Annotated in this window: 23 protein-coding genes; 7 read left to right on the top strand and 16 right to left on the bottom strand. The window is 72.4% G+C overall.

What is annotated here, in order from left to right:
- Positions 1-517 precede the first annotated feature (517 nt).
- Positions 518-1,090, top strand: coding sequence for a DEAD/DEAH box helicase family protein (locus Raf01_RS10520; RefSeq protein ID WP_203917599.1), 573 nt, complete (start codon positions 518-520; stop codon positions 1,088-1,090).
- Here the strand turns inward: Raf01_RS10520 and Raf01_RS10525 are convergent.
- The 6 genes from Raf01_RS10525 to kdd all read right to left on the bottom strand — a co-directional run bounded on the left by Raf01_RS10525 (position 1,087) and on the right by kdd (position 8,020).
- Positions 1,087-2,430 (bottom strand): glutamate mutase L, encoded by a 1,344-nt coding sequence (locus tag Raf01_RS10525; RefSeq protein WP_373319519.1) that lies wholly within the window; start codon positions 2,428-2,430, stop codon positions 1,087-1,089. The two genes, Raf01_RS10520 and Raf01_RS10525, sit on opposite strands and share 4 nt — an antisense overlap.
- Positions 2,431-2,506: 76 nt before the next feature.
- The gene (gene kal / locus Raf01_RS10530; RefSeq protein WP_203917600.1) at positions 2,507-2,881 is read right to left on the bottom strand and encodes a 3-aminobutyryl-CoA ammonia lyase; all 375 of its coding nucleotides are present in this window, start codon (positions 2,879-2,881) and stop codon (positions 2,507-2,509) included.
- Entirely contained in the window at positions 2,878-3,636 is a 759-nt protein-coding gene (gene kamE / locus Raf01_RS10535) for a lysine 5,6-aminomutase subunit beta (protein WP_203917601.1), read from the bottom strand. Before kamE ends, kal begins: the two co-directional genes overlap by 4 nt.
- A 73-nt stretch (positions 3,637-3,709) precedes the next feature.
- On the bottom strand, positions 3,710-5,266 hold the full coding sequence (kamD, locus tag Raf01_RS10540) for a lysine 5,6-aminomutase subunit alpha (protein ID WP_203917634.1): 1,557 nt from the start codon (positions 5,264-5,266) through the stop codon (positions 3,710-3,712).
- Entirely contained in the window at positions 5,250-6,848 is a 1,599-nt protein-coding gene (locus Raf01_RS10545; RefSeq protein ID WP_203917602.1) for an amidohydrolase, read from the bottom strand. The genes kamD and Raf01_RS10545 overlap by 17 nt, the downstream gene beginning before the upstream one ends.
- A gap of 5 nt (positions 6,849-6,853) precedes the next feature.
- Positions 6,854-8,020: an L-erythro-3,5-diaminohexanoate dehydrogenase gene (gene kdd, locus Raf01_RS10550; RefSeq protein WP_203917603.1), complete on the bottom strand. Its 1,167-nt coding sequence runs from the start codon at positions 8,018-8,020 to the stop codon at positions 6,854-6,856.
- Positions 8,021-8,141: 121 nt separating this feature from the next.
- On the opposite strand from kdd, the gene Raf01_RS10555 reads away from it, so the two are divergent.
- Positions 8,142-9,560 (top strand): KamA family radical SAM protein, encoded by a 1,419-nt coding sequence (locus Raf01_RS10555; protein ID WP_203917604.1) that lies wholly within the window; start codon positions 8,142-8,144, stop codon positions 9,558-9,560.
- Positions 9,561-9,744: 184 nt separating this feature from the next.
- Here Raf01_RS10555 and Raf01_RS10560 read toward each other — a convergent pair whose 3' ends face one another.
- Both Raf01_RS10560 and Raf01_RS10565 read right to left on the bottom strand, forming a co-directional pair.
- Positions 9,745-9,930: a CsbD family protein gene (locus tag Raf01_RS10560; RefSeq protein WP_203917605.1), complete on the bottom strand. Its 186-nt coding sequence runs from the start codon at positions 9,928-9,930 to the stop codon at positions 9,745-9,747.
- Positions 9,931-10,176: 246 nt separating this feature from the next.
- Complete coding sequence (locus Raf01_RS10565) at positions 10,177-10,728, bottom strand: TetR/AcrR family transcriptional regulator (protein ID WP_203917606.1); 552 nt, start codon at positions 10,726-10,728, stop codon at positions 10,177-10,179.
- A gap of 198 nt (positions 10,729-10,926) precedes the next feature.
- Here Raf01_RS10565 and Raf01_RS10570 point away from each other — a divergent pair, with 198 nt between their 5' ends.
- Positions 10,927-11,505: a histidine phosphatase family protein gene (locus Raf01_RS10570; protein WP_203917607.1), complete on the top strand. Its 579-nt coding sequence runs from the start codon at positions 10,927-10,929 to the stop codon at positions 11,503-11,505.
- A gap of 22 nt (positions 11,506-11,527) precedes the next feature.
- On the opposite strand, the gene Raf01_RS10575 is transcribed toward Raf01_RS10570, so the two are convergent.
- The gene (locus Raf01_RS10575; protein WP_203917608.1) at positions 11,528-11,974 is read right to left on the bottom strand and encodes an Lrp/AsnC family transcriptional regulator; all 447 of its coding nucleotides are present in this window, start codon (positions 11,972-11,974) and stop codon (positions 11,528-11,530) included.
- A gap of 218 nt (positions 11,975-12,192) precedes the next feature.
- Here Raf01_RS10575 and Raf01_RS10580 point away from each other — a divergent pair, with 218 nt between their 5' ends.
- A complete protein-coding gene (locus Raf01_RS10580) occupies positions 12,193-13,722 on the top strand; it encodes an MFS transporter (protein WP_203917609.1) in 1,530 nt (509 codons plus the stop codon).
- Between the two features lie 80 nt (positions 13,723-13,802).
- Positions 13,803-14,417: an NAD(P)H:quinone oxidoreductase gene (gene wrbA / locus Raf01_RS10585; RefSeq protein ID WP_203917610.1), complete on the top strand. Its 615-nt coding sequence runs from the start codon at positions 13,803-13,805 to the stop codon at positions 14,415-14,417.
- A 70-nt stretch (positions 14,418-14,487) separates the two neighbouring features.
- On the opposite strand, the gene Raf01_RS10590 is transcribed toward wrbA, so the two are convergent.
- A complete protein-coding gene (locus Raf01_RS10590; protein WP_239133511.1) occupies positions 14,488-15,618 on the bottom strand; it encodes an acyl-CoA dehydrogenase family protein in 1,131 nt (376 codons plus the stop codon).
- Between the two features lie 210 nt (positions 15,619-15,828).
- Between Raf01_RS10590 and Raf01_RS10595 the strand changes: the two genes are divergently transcribed.
- Positions 15,829-16,761 (top strand): 5'-3' exonuclease, encoded by a 933-nt coding sequence (locus tag Raf01_RS10595; protein WP_203917612.1) that lies wholly within the window; start codon positions 15,829-15,831, stop codon positions 16,759-16,761.
- A 151-nt stretch (positions 16,762-16,912) separates the two neighbouring features.
- On the opposite strand, the gene Raf01_RS10600 is transcribed toward Raf01_RS10595, so the two are convergent.
- On the bottom strand, positions 16,913-19,678 hold the full coding sequence (locus Raf01_RS10600) for a DEAD/DEAH box helicase (protein WP_203917613.1): 2,766 nt from the start codon (positions 19,676-19,678) through the stop codon (positions 16,913-16,915).
- A 158-nt stretch (positions 19,679-19,836) separates the two neighbouring features.
- Between Raf01_RS10600 and Raf01_RS10605 the strand changes: the two genes are divergently transcribed.
- On the top strand, positions 19,837-20,604 hold the full coding sequence (locus Raf01_RS10605) for an HAD-IA family hydrolase (protein ID WP_275412974.1): 768 nt from the start codon (positions 19,837-19,839) through the stop codon (positions 20,602-20,604).
- Positions 20,605-20,717: 113 nt separating this feature from the next.
- Here the strand turns inward: Raf01_RS10605 and Raf01_RS10610 are convergent, their stop codons facing one another.
- The 5 genes from Raf01_RS10610 to Raf01_RS10630 all read right to left on the bottom strand — a co-directional run bounded on the left by Raf01_RS10610 (position 20,718) and on the right by Raf01_RS10630 (position 25,291).
- The gene (locus Raf01_RS10610; RefSeq protein ID WP_203917636.1) at positions 20,718-21,638 is read right to left on the bottom strand and encodes a diacylglycerol kinase family protein; all 921 of its coding nucleotides are present in this window, start codon (positions 21,636-21,638) and stop codon (positions 20,718-20,720) included.
- The gene (gene tatC, locus Raf01_RS10615; protein ID WP_203917614.1) at positions 21,635-22,573 is read right to left on the bottom strand and encodes a twin-arginine translocase subunit TatC; all 939 of its coding nucleotides are present in this window, start codon (positions 22,571-22,573) and stop codon (positions 21,635-21,637) included. Before tatC ends, Raf01_RS10610 begins: the two co-directional genes overlap by 4 nt.
- A 23-nt stretch (positions 22,574-22,596) precedes the next feature.
- Positions 22,597-22,848: a Sec-independent protein translocase subunit TatA gene (gene tatA, locus Raf01_RS10620; RefSeq protein ID WP_203917615.1), complete on the bottom strand. Its 252-nt coding sequence runs from the start codon at positions 22,846-22,848 to the stop codon at positions 22,597-22,599.
- Between the two features lie 414 nt (positions 22,849-23,262).
- Complete coding sequence (locus Raf01_RS10625) at positions 23,263-24,222, bottom strand: helix-turn-helix transcriptional regulator (protein WP_203917616.1); 960 nt, start codon at positions 24,220-24,222, stop codon at positions 23,263-23,265.
- A 16-nt stretch (positions 24,223-24,238) separates the two neighbouring features.
- Positions 24,239-25,291, bottom strand: coding sequence for a helix-turn-helix transcriptional regulator (locus Raf01_RS10630; protein ID WP_203917617.1), 1,053 nt, complete (start codon positions 25,289-25,291; stop codon positions 24,239-24,241).
- Positions 25,292-25,340: the final 49 nt, after the last annotated feature.

The raw sequence follows: 25,340 nt of genomic DNA on the forward strand, positions 1-25,340 counted from the left end.
CCTGCCACATCTTTCAGGACGCGCCCCCAACGGGAATCGGGGCGCGGCCAGCGGCCGCGCCCCGATCGCTCCCAGGCCCTCCCGGGCTGGTGTGGCAGCTGCGATCCCCCGCGACCTTCGGACCGACCCGATACGGACTGGACGCCCGCACCTGGCCGTTGTCTACTGGCCGCGTTTAACCCCCTGCCCGTACCACCGATGCAACGACAGGCTCATCTCGCCCCGCCAACCTCCACCCGCTGGACCTGGCCGTCGCGGCGGCTGGTTCGCCGTCGCTCGACCAGCGGATGAAGGGACCACACAAGCCGCAGTCGCTTCCCGAAGTAGGACCAGATGACGGTACGCGCTGCCCCCCGGAGGCTGTCAACGGGTACCCAGGTATCGGGCACAAGGACACGGCGTGTCGCAGCGGGCGTGTCCGGCCCGGTAGCGCTACGTAGATCGTTAGGTTCGTGGATCCGGGGCGCGGCATGCTGTCCGGATGCACTGCTGCCAGTCCTGCGACAGCCAGGTCGCCATGGAGCCCCGCGACGGGCACGCCGTCTGCCCCGAGTGCGGTCGCGTCGACAGCGCCGCCGCGATCAGGCCGCTGTTCATCGTCACCGGCGCTTCCTGCTCCGGGAAGACTGCCGTGCTCGATCCGCTCACCCGCAGGTTGGCCGGTCGCTGCGTAACCTTCGACGTCGACTGGCTCCTCGACGCCGTGGGCACGCTCAGCGGCGACCAGCCGATCAACTGGCCCGCATTCCGTGACGCGTGGCTGGCCGTTGCCCACGGCGTCGCCCAGTCCGGGATGCCCACCGTGCTGCTCGGCCCGCTCATCCCCGCCCACCTCGAAACGCTGCCCGGGAGGCGCTGGATCGCGGACATCCATTTCCTCACGCTCGACTGCCCCGACGAGTTGCGGCGCGCCCGCATCAACGCCCGCCCTCGCTGGCGAAAGCGCGACATCGACGAACAAGTCGAATTCGGCCGATGGCTCCGTGACAACATCGCCGATCGAGTCGATACCAGCAGCGGAACACCGGAAGACACCGCGGCACGCGTCGTCGCCTGGATCGATCGCCACCTCACGGGCGGGCAGCGCTAGAGCGACGCGAGCCGTACGGCGGGTAGCCGCGAACGCAGCAGAGCGGTCGCCGCATCCGGGTGGTCCCCGGCGAGCAGGCCGGCCACCGCGAGTACCCCGTCAGAGTCGACGACAACCTCCGCCGACCGCGGCGGCGCCCACCCCCCGGCGTGATCCGACAGCGCCGCCGCCAGTACCCGCGCCGCCATTCCCGGCGGCGCGTGCCGCAGCACGCCACCCGAGCCGATCACCAACCGCACGTCCCGCAGGTCCCGGCCGCCGCTTCCACCCGGTCCGCCCCGCGCGTGCCGACGCAGCGCGACGGTCGTCGCCAGCTCAGCGATGCGGGCGTCCACCGCCCACCCCGCCTCGTCGGCGGCGAGCAGCCCCGGGTCCGCCGTTCGCGCCGCCGCGGCCTCGTGCAGCGGGCCGGCTTCGCCGTCCGCGAGCAGCCGCTGCGCGGCGGCCGCCTCGACCACGCCCGCGGCGCCGTGGCGCATGCCGAGGTCGCCCTCCACGGTCCGGCTGCGCCACAGCGTGCCGGCCACCGCGCGCCGCGGTCCGCTGTCCACATCCGCGTCCGGGGTCAGCACGGAGTAGACGTCCGTGGTCGCGCCGCCGACGTCGACCACCGCCAGGTCACCACCGAGCCGGTCGGCCAGCAACTCCACCCCGGTCAGGACGACCTCCGGCGTGGCGCCCCGCACCAGCGACCCGAACCGGCGGCCCCGGGACAGCCGCTTCCCGCCGATGACGTGGCGCAGGAACACCTCCCGGATCGCCGCCCGGGCCGGGCCGGGATCCAGTACCCCGATCCGGGGCAGGACGTTGCCGGTGGCCACCACCGGTACCCCGCCCGCCGACAGCAGCGCCACCACCTCGTCGCTGGCATGTGCGTTGCCCGCCGCCACGACCGGTACCCGCAGCCGGGCCCGGGCCAGCCGCCCGGCGTTGTGCAGCAGCACCTGCGCGTCGCCGCCGTCGGTGCCACCGACCAGCAGGATCACGTCCGGCCGCGACGCGCGCAGCTCGGCGATCCCGGCCGCGTCCAGGTCACCGGCGCACACATGCACCACCCGGGCACCGGCCGACAGCCCGACCCGCTCGCCAGCCGTCGCGGTCACCAGCCGCTCGTACCCGACCACCGCCAACCGCAGCCCGCCACCGGCGCTGGAGCACACCCGCAGCGGGTACCCGGTGCCGCCGGCGGCGGCGACCGCCGCGTCCAGGCCGTCCAGCACGTCGGTACCGGTCGTCGTGCGGTGCGCCGCCGCGCCGGCCAGCTCACCGGTCGCCAGGTCGACGACGAGGACCTTCGTGAACGTCGACCCGACGTCCGCGCAGGCGACCAGCCCGCTCACCGGGCCACCGACCGCGGCCCGATCCCGGCCGCCGGCGACACGGTCAGCGGCACGGCCGGCAGCACGGCGACGACCGTCACGGTACGACGACGATGCCGGTCGCCTCGACCGCCAGCAGTGGCGGGTCCAGCACCTCGGCCGCCGACTCCCGCCGCTCCGGCGTGCCACGGCACACCACCGAACAGGAGAACTCGATCGTCCGGCTGCGGTTGCCGACCCGGACCACCCGGCCGGTCGCCTCCACCACGTCGCCCGCCCGTACCGGGGCCACGAACCGGATCTGCGAGTACCCGGCGAACAGCCCCTCGTCGCCGTCGGTGCGGATGCACAGCTCGGTGGCCACGTCCCCGAACAGGCCCAGCGCGTACGCGCCGTCGACCAGGCCACCCGCGTAGTGCGCGTGCCCGTACGGCACGTACCGCCGGTGGGTCACCACAGTTCCCTCGCTCATCCGGCTGCCACCTTCTCCCGAACCGTTCCGCCCGCCAGGGCGTGCACCAGATAGCTGGCAACCTCGCGGGGCGTCGTACCACGACCGAAGATCCGGTCGACACCCAGCTCGGCCGCCATCAGCTCGTCGAAACGCGGCCCGCCGACCACCAGCAGCGGCCGGCGGCCGGCCGGCAGAGCCTCCCGGAACGCGGCCGACATCTCCCGGGTGTTGTGCATGTGCGCGTCCCGCTGCGTCACCACCTGCGACACCAGCACCGCGTCGGCGCGCTCCGCCGCCGCCCGCTCCACGAGGTCCGGCACACCGACCTGGGCGCCCATGTTGACGACCCGGAACTCCCGGTAGGACTCCAGGCCCTTCTCCCCCGCGATGCCCTTCACGTTCAGGATCGCGTCGATGCCCACGGTGTGCGCGTCCGTACCGATGCACGCGCCGACGACCACCAGCTTGCGGCGCAGCCGCCGCCGTACCAGCGCGTTGACCTCCTTCGCCGCCAGTACCGGGAAGTCCCGCTCCACGACCTGTACGGCGTCCACGTCCACGAGGTGGTTGACCCGGCCGTACACGACGAAGAACGTGTACCCGTCGCCGATCGGCCGCGAGTGCACCACCATCGCCGGGTCCATGCCCATCTTGGCGGCCAGCTGCAACGCAGCACCCTCCGCCCGCCGGTCGGAGGCCACCGGCAGCGTGAACGACAGCTGCACCATCCCGTCGCCGGTGGTGTCCCCGTACGGCCGAACGATCCTGCTCATTCAACCGCCTCGCCGCGCTCGCCGGTCGCATGAGGCACAGCGGCACTGCAACCCTGCGCTCGCTCGCGCTCGCTCATCGTTCCTCCAGGATCTCCGTCGCCGGGTTGTAGTAGTCCGGCTCGTGCCTCGCCACGCCCGCCAGGCCCTTACCGCCGTCCGCCGGGCGCTTCATGATGCCGAACGTGCCGGCCCCGATCGCCTCCAGCAGCCCGTCGTCGACGATCCGGCGCAGCAGCTCCACCGACTCGTCGAGCACCTGGTGCGCCCGGCGCTGGATGAACCCGCCCGGCGCCGGTACGAAGTCCTCGTGCAGCCCGCCGCAGGCGCCCAGCACGTACCGCACGTTGGCCAGCGCCGTGTCCCGGTCGGACAGCCACGGCGTGACCACCGCCTCGGTCATCATCCCGACCAGCAGGATGCTCTGCCCGGTCATGGTGCCGGCCAGGTTGAAGAACCCGTCCAGCAGGTTGCCGCGGAACACGTCGCCGGTCATGTGCTTGGTCGGCGGCATCCACTTCAGCGGCGCCTTCGGGAACAGCTCCCGGGCCAGCAGCGCGTGCGCCAGCTCCAGCCGGAACGAGTCCGGCAGATCCGGATTGATCTCGAACGCGTGCCCCAGGCCCAGCTGCCAGTCCTCGAGCCCCGCCTCCTTCGCGAAGTACTCGTTGAGCAGCTGCGACACCGTCACCGTGTGCGCCTCGTCGACCGCGTCGGCGGTGGTCAGGTAGTTGTCCTCACCGGTGTTGATGATGATCCCGGCCCGGGCGTGGATCTGCCGGGAGAACCGCTGGTCGACGAACGTCCGTACCGGGTTGATGTCGCGGAACAGGATGCCGTACATCGAGTCGTTGAGCATCATGTCCAGCCGCTCCAGCCCGGCCAGCGTCGCGATCTCCGGCATGCACAGTCCGGAGGCGTAATTCGTCAGCCGCACGTACCGGCGCAGTTCCCGCGACGTCTCGTCCAGCGCGGCGCGCATCAGCCGGAAGTTCTCCTGCGTCGCGTACGTGCCGGCGAACCCCTCCCGGGTCGCGCCATCCGGTACGTAGTCCAGCAGCGACTGCCCGGTCGACCGGATCACCGCGATCACGTCCGCCCCTGCCCGGGCCGCCGCCTGGGCCTGCGGGATGTCCTCGTAGATGTCGCCGGTCGCCACGATCAGGTAGATCCACGGCCGGCGCGGCGGATCGCCGTACCGGGTGACCAACCGCTCCCGCTCCGCCCTGCGCCGGTCGATCTGCCGGATCCCGGCCGCGACCGCCTTGCGCGCCGCCCGGCGTGCCGCGGTCGCCGCCGACCCACCGGGCGCCTCGAACCGCACCGAGCCCGCCGCGGCCTTCTGGGCCAGCAGGGTCAGGTCGTGCGTACCCGACGCCGCCAGCGCGTGGAACGCCGGCACCGCCACCCCGTACCCCAGACCGACGTCGGCCACGACCGCGTCCACCAGCCGGTTCACCCAGGGAATGCCGTCCGGGTCCGCGCCCGACACGCCGGCGAGCCGCAGTACCGCCCGCTCCACCGCGACCGTGGTGTGGCTGCGCGCCAGGTCCACCACCGGCTTCCCGGCCCGCCGGGCCAGCTGTCGTGCCTGGCGTACCCGGGCCCGATCCAGGTCAAGCTTGTTCGCTATCAAAGATCACCTCACCACGCAGCACCGTGCGGCGGCACACCGGCAACGCCGGTACCGGATCCTCCGCCCCCGCACCCAGCAACACCGGCAGCCCATCGGCAACCGCTTCCACGTCCCACACCGCGAACGTCGCCGGCGCACCCGGCGCCAGCACACCCTCGTCGTCCCGGCACACCGCACGCCAGCCGCCTCGGGTGTGCGCCGCGAACGCGGTCCGGATGCCCACCCGGTACACCGGGTTGTGGTGGGTCATCGCCGCCCGGACGGTGCCCCACGGATCCAGCGGAGTCACCGGCGAGTCCGACCCGAACGCCAGCGTCACCCCGACCCCGGCCAGCGCCGCGATCGGGTTCGCCCCCATCGACCGGGTCACGCCCAGCCGCTGCGCGTACATCCCGTGCTCGCCGCCCCACAAGCGGTCGAACGCCGGCTGCATGCTCGCCACCACCCCGAACGACACCAGGCCGGCGATCAGCTGCTTGTCCACGATCTCCACGTGCTCGATCCGGTGCCGTGCGTCCCGGATCGCGTCCATCCCGACCTCCGCCGCGGCCAACCCGAACCCGGCCATCACGGTGGCGATCGCCTTGTCGCCGATGGCGTGGAAGCCGCCCTGTACGCCCAGCCGCGTGCAGTCCACCAGGTGCCGCGCGACCTGCTCGGCGCTCAGGTACCCGTGCCCCGACGTGTCCGCGTCCAGGTACGGCACCCGCAGGTGCGCCGTCTGCGAGCCGAGCGCTCCGTCCGCGTACAGGTCGCCACCGGCACCGACCGCGCCCAGTTCCCGCGCCTTGGCCGCCGCGCCCAGCTCGCCCCAGTACCCGTACACCTCGGGCAGCCCCTGGCCGCTGCACGCGAGCACGCTGGTGAAGTCGTCCTCGCTGGAGGTGCCCGGACCGCCGCACTCGTGTACCGCCGCGATGCCCAGCGACGCCGCGTGGCGCAGCGCCACCGACTGAGCTTCACGCCGCTGGGCGACGGTCAGCGAGCCCATCGCCACCTCGCGTACCGCGTGGTGCGCGTCGCGCCGCAACCAGCCCTCGCCGTTCCAGCCGGCCAGCGACTGGTCGGCCTGCACCAGCAGCGGCGTGGACACCACCGCCGAGTGCACGCTGGCCTGAGACAGGTACGCCCGCCGGCCGCCGACCGCCCGGTCCAGCTCGACCGCGGTCGGGGGCTGCCGCACCGACCACCCCGACTCGTCCCAGCCGTGCCCGATGACCACCGCGTCGCCGGGCATCCCGGCCGCGAAGTCAGCCACCCGCCGCAGCACCTCGTCGGCCGAGCCGGTACCCGAGAGGTCCAGGCCCAGCATCGTCACGCCAGTACTGGTGGTGTGCATGTGCGCGTCCACGAACGCCGGGGTGACCAGGGCGCCGTTCAGGTCCACCACCCGGTCGGCGGCCGGCGCGTCGCCGGTCTCGCCCAGCCAGGCGATGGTGCCCCCGCGCACCAGCAGGGCATCCGCCGTGGGATCCCCGGGGCTGTACACGTGCCCGTTGCGGTAGAGGACACCGGGAGCCGAACTGTCGTCGGTGGAGGAGGCGGGGCCGCCCGCGGGCGGCAGGTGATCGCTGCTCATGCCCATCAGTCTGCCGCTGTGCCCGAAGCGCCGCGGCCACCCCCGGCCGGCGTGCCGGTTTCGGTACCCAGCCGGGCCGCGAACAGGTCGCGCACCGCCGGTACGGTACGGACCAGATCCAGCGCGTACTCGGCGTGCCCCGGCAGGTACCCGTTGCCGATCAGCATCGTGACGTCGGCCGCCAGCCCCTCGGCACCCAGTGCCGCGGCGGCGAACGACGTCGCCATGCTGAAGAACACCACCGTGCCGCCCGGCGCGGTGACCAGGATCGCCCCGTGCTCGCAGCCCGGGACGTCGACGCAGACCACGGTGACGTCGACCGGCTCGCCCAGCGCCGCGGACAGCGCCACCGGATTCCGCGCGTCGGCCACCGCGACCCGGTCCGCCAGCCCCGACTCCCGCAGCCGCCGGGCCTCGCCCTCGTCCGGCACCACGCCCACCGTCCGCGCAGCGCCGGCCAGCCGGGCGGCGGCAAGCGACAGGCTCCCGCTCTTGCCCGCACCGCCGATCACCGCGACGCTCGGGCCTCCGGCCCGCGTGGGCGCGCTCTGCCGGACCGGGCCGCCGCCAAGGCCGTCACCGCCAAGGCTCTCGACGGCCGGACTCCGGTTCGGTGCGCCGTCGCGGTACCCGGCCACCACCCGCGCGGTCAGCGCCGGTGCGCCGCACACGTCCAGTACCGCCAGAGCCAGCGTGGCGTCCAGGTCGTCGGGCAGCACCGCGGCGATCGACCGGCCGAACAGGATCGCGTGACCGGAGCACGGCACCTGCTCGCCGTGCCCGTCCCAGCCCGCGAGCCCGTCGGTGACCGCGAGCGGAGTGAGCGTCAGCGACACCAGCGTCGCGACCCGGTCGCCCGGCTTCAGTCCCAGCGGTGAGTCCGGACCGACCTCCTCGACGGTGCCGATGAGCATGCCACCGGAGCCGGTTACCGGATTGTGCATCTTGCCCCGCTTGGCGATGATGCTCAGCACTTCGGCCCGCACCGCGTCACCGTCTCCGCCGTGCTTCGTGGCCAACTGCCGGAAACTCGCCGCGTCCAGGTTGAGTCGCTCGACCGCGATCCGCACCTCGTCGCGACCGATGGCCGGACTCGCGTCCAGCCGGGCGGCCGCCTGCGGCAGCACACCCACCGGCTCGATCACCCGGTGCAGGCCGATCGGTGACGTCATCCAGCCACTCCCGTCTCCGAAACTTTGTTGCACACCCGAAACAAACGAAAGAACTTCCGGTACTCTAATGTGATTACAGAAGATCTTCCACCACTGCCGGCCGCACGTCGAGGGAGGCGTCATGACTTTGATCCGCGAACCCGAGAACGCGACCGACCCGTCACGCTCCGCACCCAACCGCGCGAGAGCATCCGCCGATCAGCCGTACGAGTACCGCCGCCGGGAACTCGTCGAGCCCGACTGGACCCGGCTGCCCGGATGGCGCGACGTGACCCGTGAGCAGTGGGAGTCCGCGCAGTGGCAACGGGCGCACTGCGTCAAGTCCGTGCGCGCGCTGCACGACGTGTTCGGCGACCTGATCGATGACCGCTTCTACGCCGATCTGGAAGCCGACCAGCGCACCAACGCGACCATGTCCATGCTGGTACCACCGCAGATGATCAACACGATGGTGCCGCACTCGGTACCGGACACCCAGCGGCTCTACGCCGACCCGGTGCGCCGCTACATGATCCCGGTCGCGTCCGACCGGCGTGCCGACTGGCCGAGCCACCCGTACGCCAGCCGCGACTCACTCCACGAGCACGACATGTGGGTCGCCGAAGGGCTCACCCACCGGTACCCGACCAAGGTGCTCGCCGAACTGCTCTCCACCTGCCCGCAGTACTGCGGCCACTGCACCCGCATGGACCTGGTCGGCAACTCCACCCCGACGGTGGACAAGCTCCGGTTGTCGCTCAAGCCCACCGACCGGTACGACGGCATGATCAACTATCTGCGTACCCATCCCGGGGTCCGCGATGTCGTGGTCTCCGGCGGCGACGTCGCCAACGTGCCGTGGCGGCACCTCGAGTCGTTCCTCGCCCGGTTGCTGGAAATCGAGACCGTCCGCGACATCCGCCTGGCCACCAAGGCACTGATGGGCCTGCCGCAGCACTGGCTGCAACCGGACGTCGTCGAGGGTCTCGGCCGGATAGCCGCCACCGCCGCCCGGCGTGGCGTCAACCTGGCCATCCACACCCACGTCAACCACGCCAACTCGCTGACCCCGCTGGTCGCCCGCGCCGCTCAGACCGCACTCGAGGTTGGCGTCCGCGACGTGCGCAACCAGGGTGTGCTGATGCGCGGCGTCAACGCGACCGGGATGGACCTGCTCGACCTGTGCTTCGCGCTGCAGGGCGAGGCCGGCATCCTGCCGTACTACTTCTACATGTGCGACATGATCCCGGGCTCGGAACACTGGCGGGTCGCCGTCTGGCAGGCCCAGGAACTGCAGCACGACATCATGGGGTACCTGCCGGGATACGCCACCCCGCGGATCGTGTGCGACGTACCGTTCGTCGGCAAGCGCTGGGTCCACATGGTCACCGAGTACGACCGGGAGCACGGCATCTCGTACTGGACGAAGAACTACCGCACGTCCATCGAGCGCGACGATCCGGACGCGCTGACCCGGCGCTACCCGTACTACGACCCGATCGACACGCTGCCGGCGTCGGGCCAGCGGTGGTGGCGCAAGCAGGAGCGCGACGGCGACTGATCGCTTCGACTGGTCTGGCTCGGCGCGTCTGACACCGCGCCACGACCCAGACCAGTCGTCGACTGGACTGGCTCGGCGCGTCTGGCAGCGCGCCACGACCTGGACCAGTCGCGGTCGCCCGGACACATTCCCAGCACGTGGGGGCCCGGCCAACTGGCCGGGCCCCCACGGTGTGTGTGGGGGGTCAGCGCCCGAGGACGTCCTTCGCGGCGTCCTTGAGGTGCTCGCCGGCCTGCTTCATCCGGCCCGACGCCTTTTCCGAGGCACCCTCGGCCTGAAGCGACTCGTTGTCGGTCTTGTCGCCGACCCACTCCTTGGTCGTGCCCTTCATCTCTTCGGCCTTGTTCCTGGCCTTGTCGTCGTACCCCATCACGGACCTCCCTGTCGTCTGGATGTCCTTGCCGCGTGGACGTCCTCTGGTGCCCGATGGGGTCGTTCGCCAACCGTCCCTTGTGGCGGGTCACACTCCCGCTATGACATCCTAGGACGCTAGGTTGACGGCATAGCGTCGACGACACGGGGTTGAGAACGCCGGTCGAGAACGCCGGGTTGGACCGGGCAGAAGGTTGGGCCGAGCGGAGGTTAGGCCGAGCGCCGGGTTGGACCGCCGGTCCGGCTACACCCGCTCGCGAAGGCCCATCACGATCACCCCTGCCAGCCGGCGGAAGCTCTCGTCCAGGTCCTCCCGGTAGCCGAATCCGCCGGCCGCCTCCAGCGAGGCGAAGCCGTGCACGCTGGAGCGCAGGATGCGGGCGGCGTGGATCGCCTCCGAGCCCTCCAGCCGATACCCCCGCAGCACCGCCAGCACCACGGCCAGCAGGTCCTCCCGTGGATCGACGGTGGGCGGCGGCGAGATCAGAAACCCCGCCCGGTTCGGGAACTCCACCAGGTAGGACCGGTAGGCATCCATCAGCGCCCGGATCGCGTCGTCGCCGGACACCCCGATCACCGCCTCACGGGTCCGGTCGGTCAGGCCGGCCAGCACGACCCGGGCCACCCTCTCCCGCAGGTCCGGCAGGCCGGCGACGTGCTTGTACAGCGACGGCGTGGCCACCCCCGCCGCCTCCGCGACCCGGGCGAGGGTCAATCCGTCCAGGCCCGCGGAGTCGACGATGGACAGCGCCAACTCCACCACCTTCTGCGCGGTCAGGCCGGCTCGCCGAGGCATGTCACTCCTTGGTCAGACGCTGAACTGGTCGGGCGCCCGAGTTGGTCAGACGCCGGAGTTGCTCCGGCGCCGGGTCTGTCGGGCATTGAGCTAACTACATTAGCTTAATGGCTAGAGAAAGCAAACAACCGGGTGACCCGGACCGCTCGCGGGGCATCCGGGACCGGCGCGCCCCGACCATGAACGACAATGGTCGGCGTGGGCGACATCCTTCTGATCCGGCACGGCCAGACCGAGTGGAGCGCGAACGGGCGGCACACGTCGTACACCGATCTCCCGCTGACCGAGCAGGGCGAACAGGAGGCCGAGGCGCTGCGGCCGGCGCTCGCCGGCCGGCGGATCGCCGCCGTGCTGTGCAGCCCGCTGCAACGGACCAGGCGCACCGCCGAGCTGGCCGGACTGCGGATCACCGGTACCGACGACGACCTGGTCGAGTGGAACTACGGCGCCTACGAGGGGATCACCTCGAAGCAGATCCACGCCGACCGGCCGGACTGGAGCCTGTGGCGGCACGGCTGCCCGGACGGGGAGTCGCCGGAGCAGGTCGGCACGCGCGTCGACCGGGCGCTGGCGCGCGCCAGGGACCTGGCCGGCGACGGTGACGTGGTCCTGGTCGGCCACGGCCACTCGCTGCGGGTGTGCGGCGCCCGGTGGATCGGGCTGGCCCCGGCGCACGGTGCCGGGCTGCTGCTGAACACCGCGACCCTGTCCGTGCTCGGCTCCGAACACGGGCTGCCGGCGCTCGCCCGCTGGAACGCGCCGGTGTCCGGCGCCTGACCCGCCCCACCCGCGCGCCGGCTCAGCGGCCGACCGGCGCCGCCCGCCCCTCGTACGGCGTGGACAGCACCACGGTGGTACGGGTCGCGACGTTCACCGCGGTACGGATCTCCTGCAACAGGCGTTCCAGGTCACCCGGGCTCTTCACCCGCACCAGGAGCAGGTAGAAGTCCTCCCCCGCGACCGAGTAGCAGGACTCGATCTCCGGCAGGCCGGACAGCCGCTCCGGGGCGTCGTCGGGCGCCGCCGGGTCGATCGGCCGGATCGCGATGAACGCGGTCAGCGGCAGGCCGATGGCCTCGTAGTCGATCCGGGCGGCGTACCCCTTGATGACACCGCGCTGCTCGAGCCTGCGGACCCGCTGGTGCACCGCGGACACCGACAGCCCGACCCGTTCGGCCAGGTCGGTGTACGACAGCCGGCCGTCCTCGGAAAGGGCGGTGAGAATCGCGCGGTCGATCGCCTCCACGGCGAAGAACCTACCCGCCCGGGCCCGGCCGCGCCGACACCCCGCCGCCGTTGGCCCCGCCGCCCGGCCATGCCGCCCGGCCATGCTGCGCTCTCGGGCTGCCGGGCGCCCCGGTGGGACGCGGGGGGGTGTTTGCCGTTTCGCGCCATCGGGAAGCCAGGAATCGGGCTACGGCCGCGGTGTGCGAGAGGTGCGGTGTGTGAGGTGGGGAGGGCGACATGGTCGATACGGTGAGCAACGATTCGGGTACGACGAGCGGTGGCGCCATCAGGACGAACGTGCCGGCCCGGCTGGATCGGTTGCCCTGGGCCCGATGGCATTGGCTGATCATCATCGGCCTCGGTACCGTCTGGATCCTCGACGGTCTCGAGGTCACCATCGTCGGCAACCTGTCCGGCCAGCTGGCCAAGGCGGGTAGCGGCATACACATCACGGCGAGTCAGGTCAGCGGCTTCGGCGCCGCGTCCTATGTGGCCGGTGCATGCGTCGGCGCGCTGTTCTTCGGGTGGTTGACCGACCGGTTCGGCCGCAAGAAGCTGTTCATGATCACACTGGGCGTGTACCTGACCGCCACCGCGTTGACCGCGCTGTCCTTCGACTCGTGGTGGTTCTTCCTGTTCCGGTTCCTGACCGGCCTGGGCATCGGCGGCGAGTACGCGGCCATCAACTCCGCCATCGACGAGCTGATCCCGGCGCGCCACCGCGGCCGCATCGACCTGGCCATCAACGGCACCTTCTGGCTCGGCGCGGCGATCGGTGCCGTGGTCACCATCCCGGTGCTGAACGACTTCCCGGTCAATGTCGGCTGGCGGCTCGCGTTCGGGCTCGGCGTGGTGCTCGGCCTGGTGATCCTGCTGGTCCGGCGCAACGTGCCGGAGAGCCCGCGCTGGCTGTTCATCCACGGACGCCACCAGGAGGCCGAGGACCTGGTCGCCGACATCGAGCAGAAGGTGGAACGGGAGACCGGAAAGCAGCTCGACGCGCCGGACCGGTACATCACGATCCGCGAGCGCCGGTCCATCGGGCTGTGGACCATCGCCCGTACCCTGTTCGCCAGCTACCCCCGGCGCTCGGTCCTGGGGCTGGCGCTGTTCATCGGACAGGCGTTCCTCTACAACGCGATCACCTTCGGCTTCGCCCAGATCCTGGAGACGTTCTTCAAGGTCCCCTCCGGTTCGACCGGCTGGTACTACCTGATGATCGCGGTCGGCAACCTGCTCGGCCCGCTGCTGCTCGGCCCGCTGTTCGACACCGTGGGGCGGCGAACGATGATCTCCGGCACGTACGTGCTGTCCGGCGTGCTGCTGCTGGGCACCGCGTTGCTGTTCCACTCCGGCTCGCTCAGCGCGCTGGGCCTGACCCTGTGCTGGTGCGTCGTGCTGTTCTTCGCCTCGGCCGGGGCCAGCTCCGCGTACCTGACGGTGAGCGAGGTCTTCCCGATGGAGACCCGGGCGCTGGCCATCGCGGTGTTCTACGCGATCGGTACCGCGGCCGGCGGCATCACCGGCCCGCTGCTGTTCGCCAAGCTGGTGGGTACCGGCAAGGTCGGCGACACGGTCGTGGCGTTCATCATCGGCGCCGTCCTCATGGTGGCGGCCGGGCTCGTCGAGGCGGCCATCGGCGTCAAGGCGGAGCGGCGCAGCCTGGAGGACCTGGCCACCCCGCTGACCGCCGAGGACGCGGAGGTCGACGCGGCGTCCGGGCGGGTCGGACCCCGGCCCGACGGCGGCGGCCTGGCCACCGTTTGAGTCCGGCCACTCAATCGAGTCCTGCCGCATCGAGTCCTGCCGCCGTTTGAGCCCGGTGGCCGGGGGTACCTGACCGCGCCATGAAGGTCAACGCATCGGTCATCTACTACTCGGCCACCGGAATCACCTACCAGATGGCGTTGGCCGCCGCCGACGCCGCCGAGAAGGCCGGCGCCGAGGTGCGCCTGCGCAAGGTCCGTGAACTGGCGCCGGACGAGGCGGTCTCGTCCAACGAGGGCTGGGCCGCCCACCGGCTCGCCACCCAGGAGGTACCCGAGGCCACCCCGGACGACCTCGACTGGGCGCAGGCCGTCATCTTCGGCACTCCGACCCGGTACGGCAACGTGGCCGCACAGCTCAAGCAGTTCATCGACACGACCGGGCCGTTGTGGGCACAGGGCAAGTTGGCCAACAAGGTGTACGCCGGGTTCTGCTCGACCGCGACCGCGCACGGCGGCCAGGAGTCCACCCTGCTGGCCCTGTTCAACACCGTGTACCACTGGGGCGGCATCGTGGTCACCCCCGGGTACACCGAGCCGGGGCAGTTCGTCAGCGGCAACCCGTACGGCGGCTCGCACACCAGCAACAACGGGGAGCTGCCCCCGGATCAGGTGGCGCTGACCGCCACCGCGCTGACCGCGACCCGGGCGGTGACCCTGGCCAAGGCTCTCGCCACCGGCATGACGCAGTCCTGACCGCCGCCCGATCCCGATCGCCGCCCGGCTAATCCCCACCCGACCCCGACCGCCCGGGCCCGGTCCACGGTCAGCCGGTGGCCAGGTCCCGGGAGATCACCAGTCGCTGGATCTGGTTGGTGCCCTCCACGATCTGGAGCACCTTCGCCTCGCGCATGTACCGCTCGACCGGATGGTCGGCCACGTACCCGTACCCGCCGAGCACCTGGACCGCGTCGGTGGTCACGCGCATCGCCGCGTCCGTGGCGAACAGCTTCGCCTTGGCCGCCTCCACCCGGTACGGCAGGCCGGCGTCCTTGAGCCGGGCGGCCGACAGCACCAGCGCGCGGGCCGCGGACACCGCCGTCGCCATGTCGGCGAGCAGGAAGCCCAGCCCCTGGAAGTCGACGATGCGCCGGCCGAACTGCTCCCGCTCGCGGGCGTAGTCGGTCGCGTAGTCCAGCGCCGCCTGGGCCAGGCCGACCGCGCACGCGGCGATGCCCAGCCGGCCGGCGTCCAGCGCCTGCATGGCGATCCGGAAGCCGGTGCCCTCGTCCCCCATCAGCCGGTCGGCTGGAACCCGGGCGTCGTCGAAGACGACCTGGGCGACCGGCGAGGAGCGCAGGCCCATGGTGCGCTCCCGCGCCTGGGGCGCCAGCCCCGGCGTGCCGGCGTGGGCGAGCAGGCAGGAAATGCCGTGGGGGCCCGCCTCGCCGGTACGGCAGAAGACGTTGTAGAAGTCGGCATGCCCGGCGTGCGTGATCCACGACTTGGTTCCGTTGATCAGGTACCCGTCGCCGTCGCGGCGCGCCCGGGTGCTCATCGAGGCCGGGTCGGAACCGCCCGACGGCTCGGACAGGCAGTACGCGCCGAGCAGCTCGCCGCCCAGCATGTCGGGCAGCAGCCGCTTGCGCTGCTCGTCGGTGCCGTGAGTGGCGACCGGGTAGCAGGCCAGCGTGTGCACGCTGACCCCTTCGGCCACCGCGAGCCACCGGGTGGCCAATTCCTCCAGGACCTGGAGGTAGACCTCGTACGGCTGGCCGCCCCCGCCGTGCTCGGTCGGGTACGGCAGGCCGAGCAGGCCGGCCCGGCCCAGGACGCGCAGCAGTTCACGGGGGAACTCGCCGCGGGCCTCGAAGTCGGCGACGCGAGGCGCCAGTTCCCGATCGGCGATCTGTCGTACCAGTTCCAGCAGGTCGTGGGCCTCCTCGGTCGGAAGCACCCGGGGTACCCTGCCAGCCGGCCGCCCCGTGTCCGACCGCCGGCCCGAAAGCTCGGCGCTCACAGCTGTATCAACTCCGTGGGATTCAGATCGGACGAGCCGACGCCGCCACCCACCTGCTGGAGACGACGCCGTTCCGCGCAGATAGCTTAACGCTCGTTTGGGCGCCGGCGGGAGACCGGTCCGGTCACAGGGCCTACGCTGTACCGCGTGTCCCGTCCACTGCTGCTCATCGACGCCGCCAGCCTGTACTTCCGCGCCTACTTCGGCGTGCCGGAGTCCGCCGCCCGCGCGCCGGACGGAAGCCCGGTCAACGCCGTCCGCGGGTTCCTGGACATGCTCGCCACCCTGGTGCGCACCCGCCGGCCGGACCGGATGGTGTGCGCGCTGGATGAGAGCTGGCGCCCGGCCTGGCGGGTCGAGCTGATCCCGTCGTACAAGGCGCACCGGCTGTCCCCGTCCGGCGGCGAGGAGGTGCCCGACGGCCTGGTCGGGCAGGTGCCGGTGATCCTCGACGTACTGGCCGCGCTGGGCATCCCGGCGGTGGGTGTGCCCGGGTACGAGGCTGACGACGTGGTGGGGACGCTCGCCAGCCGGGAACCCGGGCCGGTCGAGGTGGCCTCCGGCGACCGTGACCTGTTCCAGTTGGTCGACGACGAGGTGCCGGTCCGGCTGCTGTACTGCGGCCGGGGCGTGGCCAAGCTGGAGGTGTTCGACGACGAGGCGGTACGGCGGCGCTACGGGGTGCCGGCCGCCGGGTACGCGGACTTCGCCGCCCTGCGCGGCGACCCCAGCGACGGGCTGCCCGGGGTACCCGGCGTCGGCGAGAAGACCGCGGCACGGCTGATCGACCGGTACGGCAGCCTGGCCGCCGTCCTGGCCGCGTTGGACGACCCGGCGGCCGGCTTCGCGGCGGGGCTGCGGACGAAGCTCTCCGCGGCGGCCGACTACCTGGCGGTGGCGCCCAAGGTCGTCGAGGTGGCCCGCGACGCCGCGGTGCCCGGCATCGACACCACGCTGCCCGGCGCGCCGGTCGACCCGGACGGGTTGATGGAGCTGGCGCAGCGGTGGAACCTCGCCGGCCCGATCCGCCGGCTGGTCGACGCGATCGCCGAGACGCCGGGGCAGGCGACCTCCGAGTAGCCGGATCCTCCGGACGGGCCCCTGGCGGACAGGCCAGGCGGACACACCTCGTGGACGCGCCGGGCGGACGGGGCGGGCGGACACGCCGGGCGCGGGCGGACACGCCGGGCGCCCGGGAGCCGGCCCCGACGTGCCCGGCCGGCGCGACGCGTCAGATGTCGGCGGCCGGAACGGCGGCGCCCACCGTCGCGTACGCGAGCACGCCGCGGTTCACCGCCACGATCGCCTCACGGGCGCTGCGGCGTACCCGGGTGGACACCCCGGCCGCGTCGGACAGCTGGCCCAGCAGGTCCACCACCTGCCGGGCCCAGCGCACGAAGTCGCCGGCCGGCATGTCCCCGTCCAGGGTGTGCACGCTCCCGAGCACCTTGGACAGCGGCTCGCCCCGGGCCCACCGGTAGATCGGCCAGACGAAGCCGAAGTCCGGCTCCCGGGTCAGCTCCAGCCCGTGGGCCGCCTCGTCGGTCTCCAGCTCCGACCAGATCTCGACCGTGCGCTCGACCGCGTCGCCGACCGGCCCACGCGGTACCGACGCCCGCTCGTCGCCCTCGCGCCGGGCCTCGTACAGCAGCACGGAGACCGCCGCCGCCAACTCCGCCGCGGACAGCTCCTCCCACACCCCGCGGCGAAGGCACTCCGCCACCAGCAGGTCCGCCTCGGTCCAGACCCGGGCCAGCGTGCGGCCGGCATCCGTCACACCGAGCTTCCCGTCCGTCGAGGCCAGGTAGCCGCGCCGCTCCAGCAGCGCGCAGACCTGGTCGAAGGTGCGGGTCAGCGAACCGGTGCGGCCCGCCACCTTGTCCCGCAGCGACTGGGTGTCCCGGTCGAGCCGGTGCTTGCGCTCCGCCCAGCGGGCGTGCTCCTCCCGGTCCGGGCAGGCGTGGCACGGGTGGGCGCGCAGCTGGTGGCGCAGCCGCTCCAGCTCACGGTCCTCGCCGCCGCCCCGCCGGGCGCTGCGCCGGGCCACCCGGGCATCGACGCCGACCGCGCGCAGCGCCGCCGCCAGGTCACGCCGCTCGGCGGGTGAACGGTGGTTGAAGTGCTTCGGTACCCGTACCCGGGCCAGCGCCTCCACCGGCCCGGCGAACTCCCCGGCCGAGATGCGCCCGGCCCACCGGTCCTCGGTGAGCACCAGCGGGCGCGGCTCGTTGAACCCGCCGCTGCCCGGATCGAGAATCACCGCGAGCCCGGCCCGCCGCCCGGACGGCACCCGGATGACGTCACCGACACGTAGCTTCTCCAGCGACGTGATCGCGGCCGCCCGCCGCTGGTTGGCGTTCTGCCGGGCCTGCGCCCGCTCCCGGTCGCCGATGGCCACCCGGATGTCGAAGTACTCCGCGAAGTCCCCGCGGTCGCACTCCATCTCGGCGGCGTACGCCTGCGCGGTCTCGGTGTTCCGCTGCACCTGGCGGGCCAGGCCGACCACGGACCGGTCCGCCTGGAACTGCGCGAACGACGACTCCAGGAGCTCGCGGGCGCGGTCACCGCCGAGCGTCCCGACCAGGTTGACCGCCATGTTGTACGACGGCCGGAAGCTGGACCGCAACGGGTAGGTACGCGTCGACGCCAGCCCGGCGACGTGCCGCGGATCGACCTCGGGTGCCCACACCACCACGGCGTGCCCCTCGATGTCGATGCCCCGGCGCCCGGCCCGGCCGGTCAGCTGCGTGTACTCCCCCGGCGTCAGGTCCACGTGCGCCTCGCCGTTGAACTTCACCAGCCGTTCCAGCACCACGCACCGGGCCGGCATGTTGATGCCCAGGGCCAGCGTCTCGGTGGCGAACACCGCCTTGACCAGGCCGCGGACGAACAGTTCCTCGACGATCTCCTTGAACGCCGGCAGCATCCCCGCGTGGTGCGCGGCGAGGCCGCGCTCCAGGCCGTCGAGCCACTCCCAGTACCCGAGCACCTGAAGGTCCTCGGAGCTGATGTCGACGGTGCGCGCCTCGGCGACCGCCCGGATCTCCGCCCGTTCGTCCGGCGTCGTCAGCCGCAGCCCGGCCTGCAGGCACTGCTGCACCGCCGCGTCGCAGCCGGCCCGGCTGAAGATGAACAGGATCGCCGGCAGCAGTGCCTCGCGATCGAGCCGCTCCACCACGTCCGCGCGCAGCGGTCCCGGCCACCGGCGGCGCCCCGCCCGGCCGCGCCCCGGGTCGAAGTCCATCCGGCGGACCATCTCCCGGGTGTGCCGCAACAGCTCGGGGTGCACGTCGTGCTTCTGCGCCGCCTCGACGTCGTGGAACAGGTCGAACATCCGCCGCCCGACGAGCATGTGCTGCCACAGCGGTACCGGCCGGTGCTCGCTGACCACCGCCTCGGTCTGGCCGCGCACGGTGACCAGCCAGTCGGCGAACTCCTCCGCGTTGGACACGGTGGCCGACAGCGAGACCAGGGTCACCGACGGGGGCAGGTGGATGATCACCTCTTCCCAGACCGCGCCCCGGAACCGGTCGGCGAGGTAGTGCACCTCGTCCATCACCACGTACGACAGGCCGTTCAGGGCGGACGAGCCGGCGTAGAGCATGTTGCGCAGCACCTCGGTGGTCATCACCACCACCGGAGCGTCGCCGTTGATCGCGTTGTCGCCGGTGAGCAGGCCGACCTTCGCCGCCCCGTGCCGGGCCACCAGGTCGTGGTACTTCTGGTTGGACAGCGCCTTGATCGGCGTGGTGTAGAAGCACTTGCGGCCCTGGACCAGAGCCAGGTGCACGGCGAACTCGCCGACCACCGTCTTGCCCGCCCCGGTCGGCGCGCACACCAGCACCCCGCTGCCCCGTTCCAGCGCCTCGCACGCGTCCCGCTGGAAGGGGTCCAGGCTGAAGCTGAGGCTTGCGGCGAAGTCGGCGAGCGCGGGGCTGCGCGACGTCTCGGCGGCCCGCCGGCGGGCCGCGGCGTACCGCTCGGCGGGGCTGGTCATATCTCAAAGGCTACCGTTCACCCGGGCCGGCGAGGGACGAGGCGTGGGTGCGATGGTCGTGACGCCATGAATGGGGCAGATGCCCCCCTTCCGGATGTTCGGCTCCGCTGGTCGGTCACCCTGCGGTGGCCGTTCGGCCCATCGGTATGGTGCTCGACGTGCCCGATCACGAAGAATCGCCCGCCGACCGTGATCATTTGACCCGGATCCCGCCCGGCGCCGAACCACCGTCCGCCATCCTCTTCGACTTCCACGGCACCCTGATGCAGGTCGAGGACTCGGTGAGCTGGGTCGTCGCGGCCGCGGCCGCCTGCGGTACCGAACTGGACCGGATGCGCGCCACGGTACTGGCCGACCGGCTGGTCACCGCCGGGCGTGCCGGCGGCCCGCTGCCCCACCGGGTGCCGCCACACCTCGCCGAGGTGTGGGCCGAGCGGGACCTGTCCGGGTACGCGCACCGGGAGGCGTACACCGGGCTGGCCCGGACCGTGGACCCGGGCGTGGACGAGCTGGCCGACGACTTCTACGACGCCCTGTACGACCGCGTGCTGGTACCGGAGGGGTGGTTGGCGTACTCGGACACCGTCGACACGCTCAGGGCGCTGCACGGGGCCGGAGTGCCCGTCGCCGTGGTGAGCAACATCGGTTTCGACATCCGGCCGATCGTCACCGCGCACGGCTTCGGCGACCTGTTGGACGCGTACGTGCTGTCCTACGAGGTCGGGCGGTGCAAGCCGGACCGGGCGATCTTCGAGTACGCGTGCGCCGCCCTGGGGGTACCGCCGGAGAAGGCCCTCATGGTCGGCGACACCGCCGCCGACGCGGCGGCGATCCGGGCCGGCTGCCGGGCGTACGTGGTGCCGACCGGCGAGGCGGGTGCGGCCAACGGCCTGGGTGCCGTGCTGAGCCTGACCGGCCTGGCCTGAGCCCGGCGCTGGTCGGCCCCGGCGCGAGTCTGGTCTGAGCCTGGTACGGCCCGCGCCGTGCCCGAGCCGGCGCACCGGCTCGGCGATCGGGCGGTCAGGCGTCGATCGGGCGGTCAGGCCAGCAGTGTCAGGGCGCCGGGCGCGCTGGTGACCGTCACCGGCAGCGGGAAGCTGCGCTCCCCGTCGACGTAGGACACGATGCCCTCGGCACGCAGCTCCACGGTGGCGGCCCGGTACGTGGTGACCAACGGGTGCCCGACGTGGGTGCCCCGGTACACGTGCGGCTTGATACGGGCGAACGCGACCCGGCTCAGACGACCGCCCACCACCACGTCGAGCAGCCCGTCGGTCGGGTCGGCGGCCGGGACGATCCGCATCCCGCCGCCGTAGCAGGCGGTGTTGCCGACCGCGACCAGTACCGCGTCGAGGTGGTGTTCCACGCCGTCGAGGACCAGCGTGTACGGCCGGGGGCGCAGCCGCAGCAGCTCCGCCACGATCGCCACGTCGTACCGCCGGGGCCCCTTGGGGAACCGCATCCGGTTGGCGCGCTCGTTGACGATCGCGTCGAAACCGGCGGCCAGCACCGCACCGAACCAGCGCACGTTGCCCTCGGCGTCGGTCATCCGGGCGAGGTCGACCTTGCGGATGCTCTCCTCCCGCAGCGCCCGGGCGATCGCCGCCGCGGCGGGCAGCGGCTCCCCCGGCAGGCCCAGCTCGACCACGAAGTCGTTGCCGGTGCCGGCCGGTATCGCGCCAAACGGCACCCCGGTCCCGGCGACCGCCTGCAGCCCCAGGTGGATGGTGCCGTCACCGCCGGCGGCGACCAGCGCGCCGGCGCCGGACGCGACGGCGGTGCGGCACGCGGCCAGCGCCTCGTCGGCCGAGGTGGCCGGGAGGACGGTGACCTCCCGGCCGGTGGACCGCAGCTGCTCCAGGACACCGGGCAGCGCGTCGCGGTGCCGCCCCCGGCCAGCGGTCGGGTTCAGCAGTACCGCGACCGGCCCGGGGTCGCTACTGGGTCTCACCGCGATCAGGTCGCGTCGTCGTCGTAGTGGCGGTCCAGCGGACGGGCCGGAGCCACCGGCTCGATCGCCGTGATCGGTTCGCCCGCCTCGACCGGGTCACCGGTGTCGTAGTTCAGCGGGGAGATCTCGTCGTCGCCGACGTCGCCGAACTCGGCCCGGTGCAGGCGGCCGCGCCGCTTGTCGTTGATGTACGCGAACAGCACCGCGCCGAAATACAGGGCGGTCAGGCCGAGCGCGAGCACCGTCATCGTGAACGGGTCGCCGGTCGGGATCGCGATCGCGGAGAACGCGAAGAAGATCAGGATCGCCGGGCGCCACCAGCCGAGCAGCCGCTTCGCCGGGGCGATCCCGGCGATGTTGAACAGCATCACGATGAGCGGGAACTCGAACGCGACACCGAACAGCAGCACCAGGTTCGTGACGAAGCCGATGTACTTCGACAGCTCGAACGTGAACGAGACGTGGGAGCCGCCGAAGTTCAGCAGGAAGTCCAGCGCCCTGGGCAGCATGATGTAGGCCAGCCAGGCACCCAACGCGAACAGCGGCGCGGCCAGGATGACGAACGCGTAGGCCCAGCGCCGCTCGTTGCGGTGCAGGCCCGGCGCGATGAACGCCCACAGCTGGTAGAGCCAGATCGGCGCTCCGATGATCAGGCCGATGATCAGTGCGACCTTGACCTGCAGGGCCAGCGGGCCAGTGGGGTCGATCGCCAGGAATTCACCGCAGGTCTTGCCCGGCGGGGCGGTGGCGTCGCAGTAGGGCTTTTCCAGCAGGTCCAGGACCGGCTTGGAGAAGAACCAGCCCACGACCATGCCGGCGACGATGCCGAGCGCCGCCTTGAACAGGCGGCTGCGCAGCTCGCGCAGGTGGTCCAGCAGCGTCATCGAACCGTCAGCGGCGCGCTGGAACTGCGTCTTGCGCCGCCGACGTACCGGGAGAGCCACGGGGAAGCTCCTCCTCGGAAGGGTCAGTTCTCGCGGACGCGCTCGACCGGGTCGACCACCGGCGTCGGCGAGGGCTGGCTGTCCAGCGGCTGGCGGCCCGACTGGGCCTCGGCCTTCGCGGCCACGTCGTCCTCGGCGAGACCCTTGGTCTCAGCCTTCAGGATCCGCATCGAACGACCCAGCGAACGTGCCGCGTCGGGCAGGCGCTTGGCGCCGAACAGCAGAACCAGCACGACCACCAGAATGGCGATGTGCCACGGCCTGAGCGCACCCATGTGAAGCCACCTCACACTGTCTTGAAATTGACGTGCCCATCCTACGGTCTTCCCGGCCGAAAAGCCTTAGCCGGGCGGTTCGGATCAGTCCTTGCCTTCCGGCGCGGACCCTCCGATCGCGGCGGCTCGCTGCCGAGTCGCCTCCGCACGTGCGCTGACCTCGACTAATCGGGCCTGGAGCGCGTCAGTCGCACCGCGAAGTTTCTGGGCGTCAACGGCGCGTTGTCGAACTTTCACCATAGCGCGCCTCAGTCCCGCGAGCCGCCGTAGCACCGGTAACACCACCAGTACCAGCAGAACCACGCCCAGTGCCACGAGCGCGGCCACTACCCACCAGACCATGGACGAATACCCTAGCTCGATCCGTCCCCGACCGTTGGACCGGCCCGCCCGGGGAACCGGCGGCGCCGGGTCCTAGTCCGGATCGGCGCCGTACGCGGCCAGGGCGGCGTGCGCCTCGCCGCGGACCGCCTCGGCCAGTTCCGCCGGGGCGACCACGGTCACCTCCGGGTCGAGCCCCAGCACCAGCCGGCGGGCCCAGCCCAGGTCGGCGGCGCGCAGGCTGACCAGCCAGTGTTCCGTCGACTCGGCGATGATCTCCTCGCACGGGTAGTACTCGGTGATCCACCGGCTGCCCCGGCCCACCCGCAGGGTGACCAGCGGCAGCTCCGGGGTCGGGGTGAAGACCGCCTCGCTCAGCTGGCTCGGCTGCGCCTGGGGCGGCGGCGCGGCCGGCTCGTCCAACTCGATCAGCCCGTCGATCCGGTCCACCCGGAACAGGCGTACCGCCTCGGCCCGCCGGCACCACGCCTCCAGGTACGCGCGCCCGGCGGCCACCAGTACCCGCATCGGGTCGACCACCCGCTCGGTGAGCACGTCCCGGCTGGCCGTGTAGTAGGTGATCCGCAGCGCCCGGTGGCGCTCGACCGCGCCCCGGATCGTGGCCAGTCGGTCGTCGTTGCCCGGCAGCCGCACCGCGACCGGCGCGTCGGCCAACTCCCCGGCACTCGACTCGATCTTGGCCAGCGCTCGTTCGATCGCGTCGCGCTGGCCCATCCCGGGCGTCTCGGCGAGCATCCGCAGCGCCACCACCAGCGCCAGCGCCTCGTCCGGAGTCAACTTCAGCGGCCGGTCGATGCCGGCGTCGTAGGTGATCGTCACCCGGTCGCCGTCGAACGCCATGTCGATCAGGTCGCCCGGCCCGTAGCCGGGCAGGCCGCACACCCAGAGCAGTTCCAGGTCCTCGCGCAGCTGCCGCTCGGTGACCCCCAGGTCGGCCGCCGCCTCGGCGACCCGGATCCCGGGCCGGGCGAGGAGGTACGGCACCAGGTTGAGCAGCCTGCCGAGCCGGTCCGCGGACGCCGCCGTCGCCATCACGCCACCCCAGCCATCACGCCACCCCAGCCTTCGCGGCACCGTCGTGCCGGGGCTCGGCCGGACCGGCCGGCGGCGGCACCTGGCGACGGGACGCCTCGTCGTGGACGGCCACGATCCGCCGCAGCCGCGCGACGGCCGCGTCCCGTACCTCGGGCGGGTCCAGCACCACGACGTCGGCCCCGTACCCGACCAGCCAGGACGCGAGCCCCTCCGGATCCGAGTACCGCAGGACCGCCACGTCGCCGTCTTCCCCCGACCGCACCTGCTCGGCCCACCGGCGGACCCCGGCACCCCGGCCGGGCCGGATGCGCACCGTCGCCCGCCCGGTCCGCTCCGCGGGGCCGGACCAGTTGGCCACGTACCTGATCAGGTCGACGTTCTCCGGCGGCGCGAACGCGCCCGGGCGGCCGAGGCGCCGGACCGTACCCACGATCCGGGAGAGCCGGAAGCAGCGCTCCGCACCCCGGTCCAGGTCGTGACCGACCACATACCAGCGGCCCCGCCAGCAGACCACGCCCCACGGCTGCAGCCGGCGGGTGGCGGCCGCGTCGTCCTCCGGCGTGCGGTAGTCGAAGGTGACCGCCACCCGGTGGCGCACGGCCGCGGTCAGCGGCTCGAACGCCGCGTCCACGGTGACCACCGGCTCCACGCCGAGCGTCGCGTCCGGGTCGACGTCCACCCCGGCGGCGCGCAGCTTGGCCAGCCCGCTGGAGGCCGCCGCGGCCAGGCCGGCGTGGCGCCACAGCCGGGCCGCGATGCCGACCGCCGCCGCCTCGTCCGGTTCCAGCGGGATGTCCGGCAGCGCGTAGTCCCGGCGCGCGATGCGGTAGCCGGGCTCGGCGTCCAGCACGCTGGACGTCCCCGTCTCCAGCGGCACGCCCAGCTCCCGCAGCTCGGCCTTGTCGCGCTCGAACTTGCGCTGGAAAGCCTCGTGGTCGCGGGGGTCGCCGGGATCGTGCTCGTATCCGGGGACGGTCAGCGCGATCTGCGACGCGGTGAGGAAGCGCCGCGTCGACAGCAGGCAGATCACGAGGTTGACCAGGCGCTCGGTCCGGGTTCGAGACACGCGTACGAAACTAGCAGTGTCCGGGCGGGCTCGGGTCACGGCCGGTCCG

It is taken from the genome of Rugosimonospora africana (genome assembly GCF_016862975.1).
Lineage (GTDB): Bacteria > Actinomycetota > Actinomycetes > Mycobacteriales > Micromonosporaceae > Rugosimonospora > Rugosimonospora africana.

Coding starts and splice junctions, on each gene's coding strand:
- Raf01_RS10520 (WP_203917599.1), top strand. CDS start 518: ATGGAGCCCCGCGACGGGCACGCCGTCTGCCCCGAGTGCGGTCGCGTC.
- kal (WP_203917600.1), bottom strand. CDS start 2,881: ATGAGCGAGGGAACTGTGGTGACCCACCGGCGGTACGTGCCGTACGGG.
- kamE (WP_203917601.1), bottom strand. CDS start 3,636: ATGAGCAGGATCGTTCGGCCGTACGGGGACACCACCGGCGACGGGATG.
- Raf01_RS10545 (WP_203917602.1), bottom strand. CDS start 6,848: ATGAGCAGCGATCACCTGCCGCCCGCGGGCGGCCCCGCCTCCTCCACC.
- kdd (WP_203917603.1), bottom strand. CDS start 8,020: ATGACGTCACCGATCGGCCTGCACCGGGTGATCGAGCCGGTGGGTGTG.
- Raf01_RS10555 (WP_203917604.1), top strand. CDS start 8,142: ATGACTTTGATCCGCGAACCCGAGAACGCGACCGACCCGTCACGCTCC.
- Raf01_RS10560 (WP_203917605.1), bottom strand. CDS start 9,930: ATGGGGTACGACGACAAGGCCAGGAACAAGGCCGAAGAGATGAAGGGC.
- Raf01_RS10565 (WP_203917606.1), bottom strand. CDS start 10,728: ATGCCTCGGCGAGCCGGCCTGACCGCGCAGAAGGTGGTGGAGTTGGCG.
- Raf01_RS10580 (WP_203917609.1), top strand. CDS start 12,193: ATGGTCGATACGGTGAGCAACGATTCGGGTACGACGAGCGGTGGCGCC.
- wrbA (WP_203917610.1), top strand. CDS start 13,803: ATGAAGGTCAACGCATCGGTCATCTACTACTCGGCCACCGGAATCACC.
- Raf01_RS10600 (WP_203917613.1), bottom strand. CDS start 19,678: ATGACCAGCCCCGCCGAGCGGTACGCCGCGGCCCGCCGGCGGGCCGCC.
- tatA (WP_203917615.1), bottom strand. CDS start 22,848: ATGGGTGCGCTCAGGCCGTGGCACATCGCCATTCTGGTGGTCGTGCTG.
- Raf01_RS10625 (WP_203917616.1), bottom strand. CDS start 24,222: ATGGCGACGGCGGCGTCCGCGGACCGGCTCGGCAGGCTGCTCAACCTG.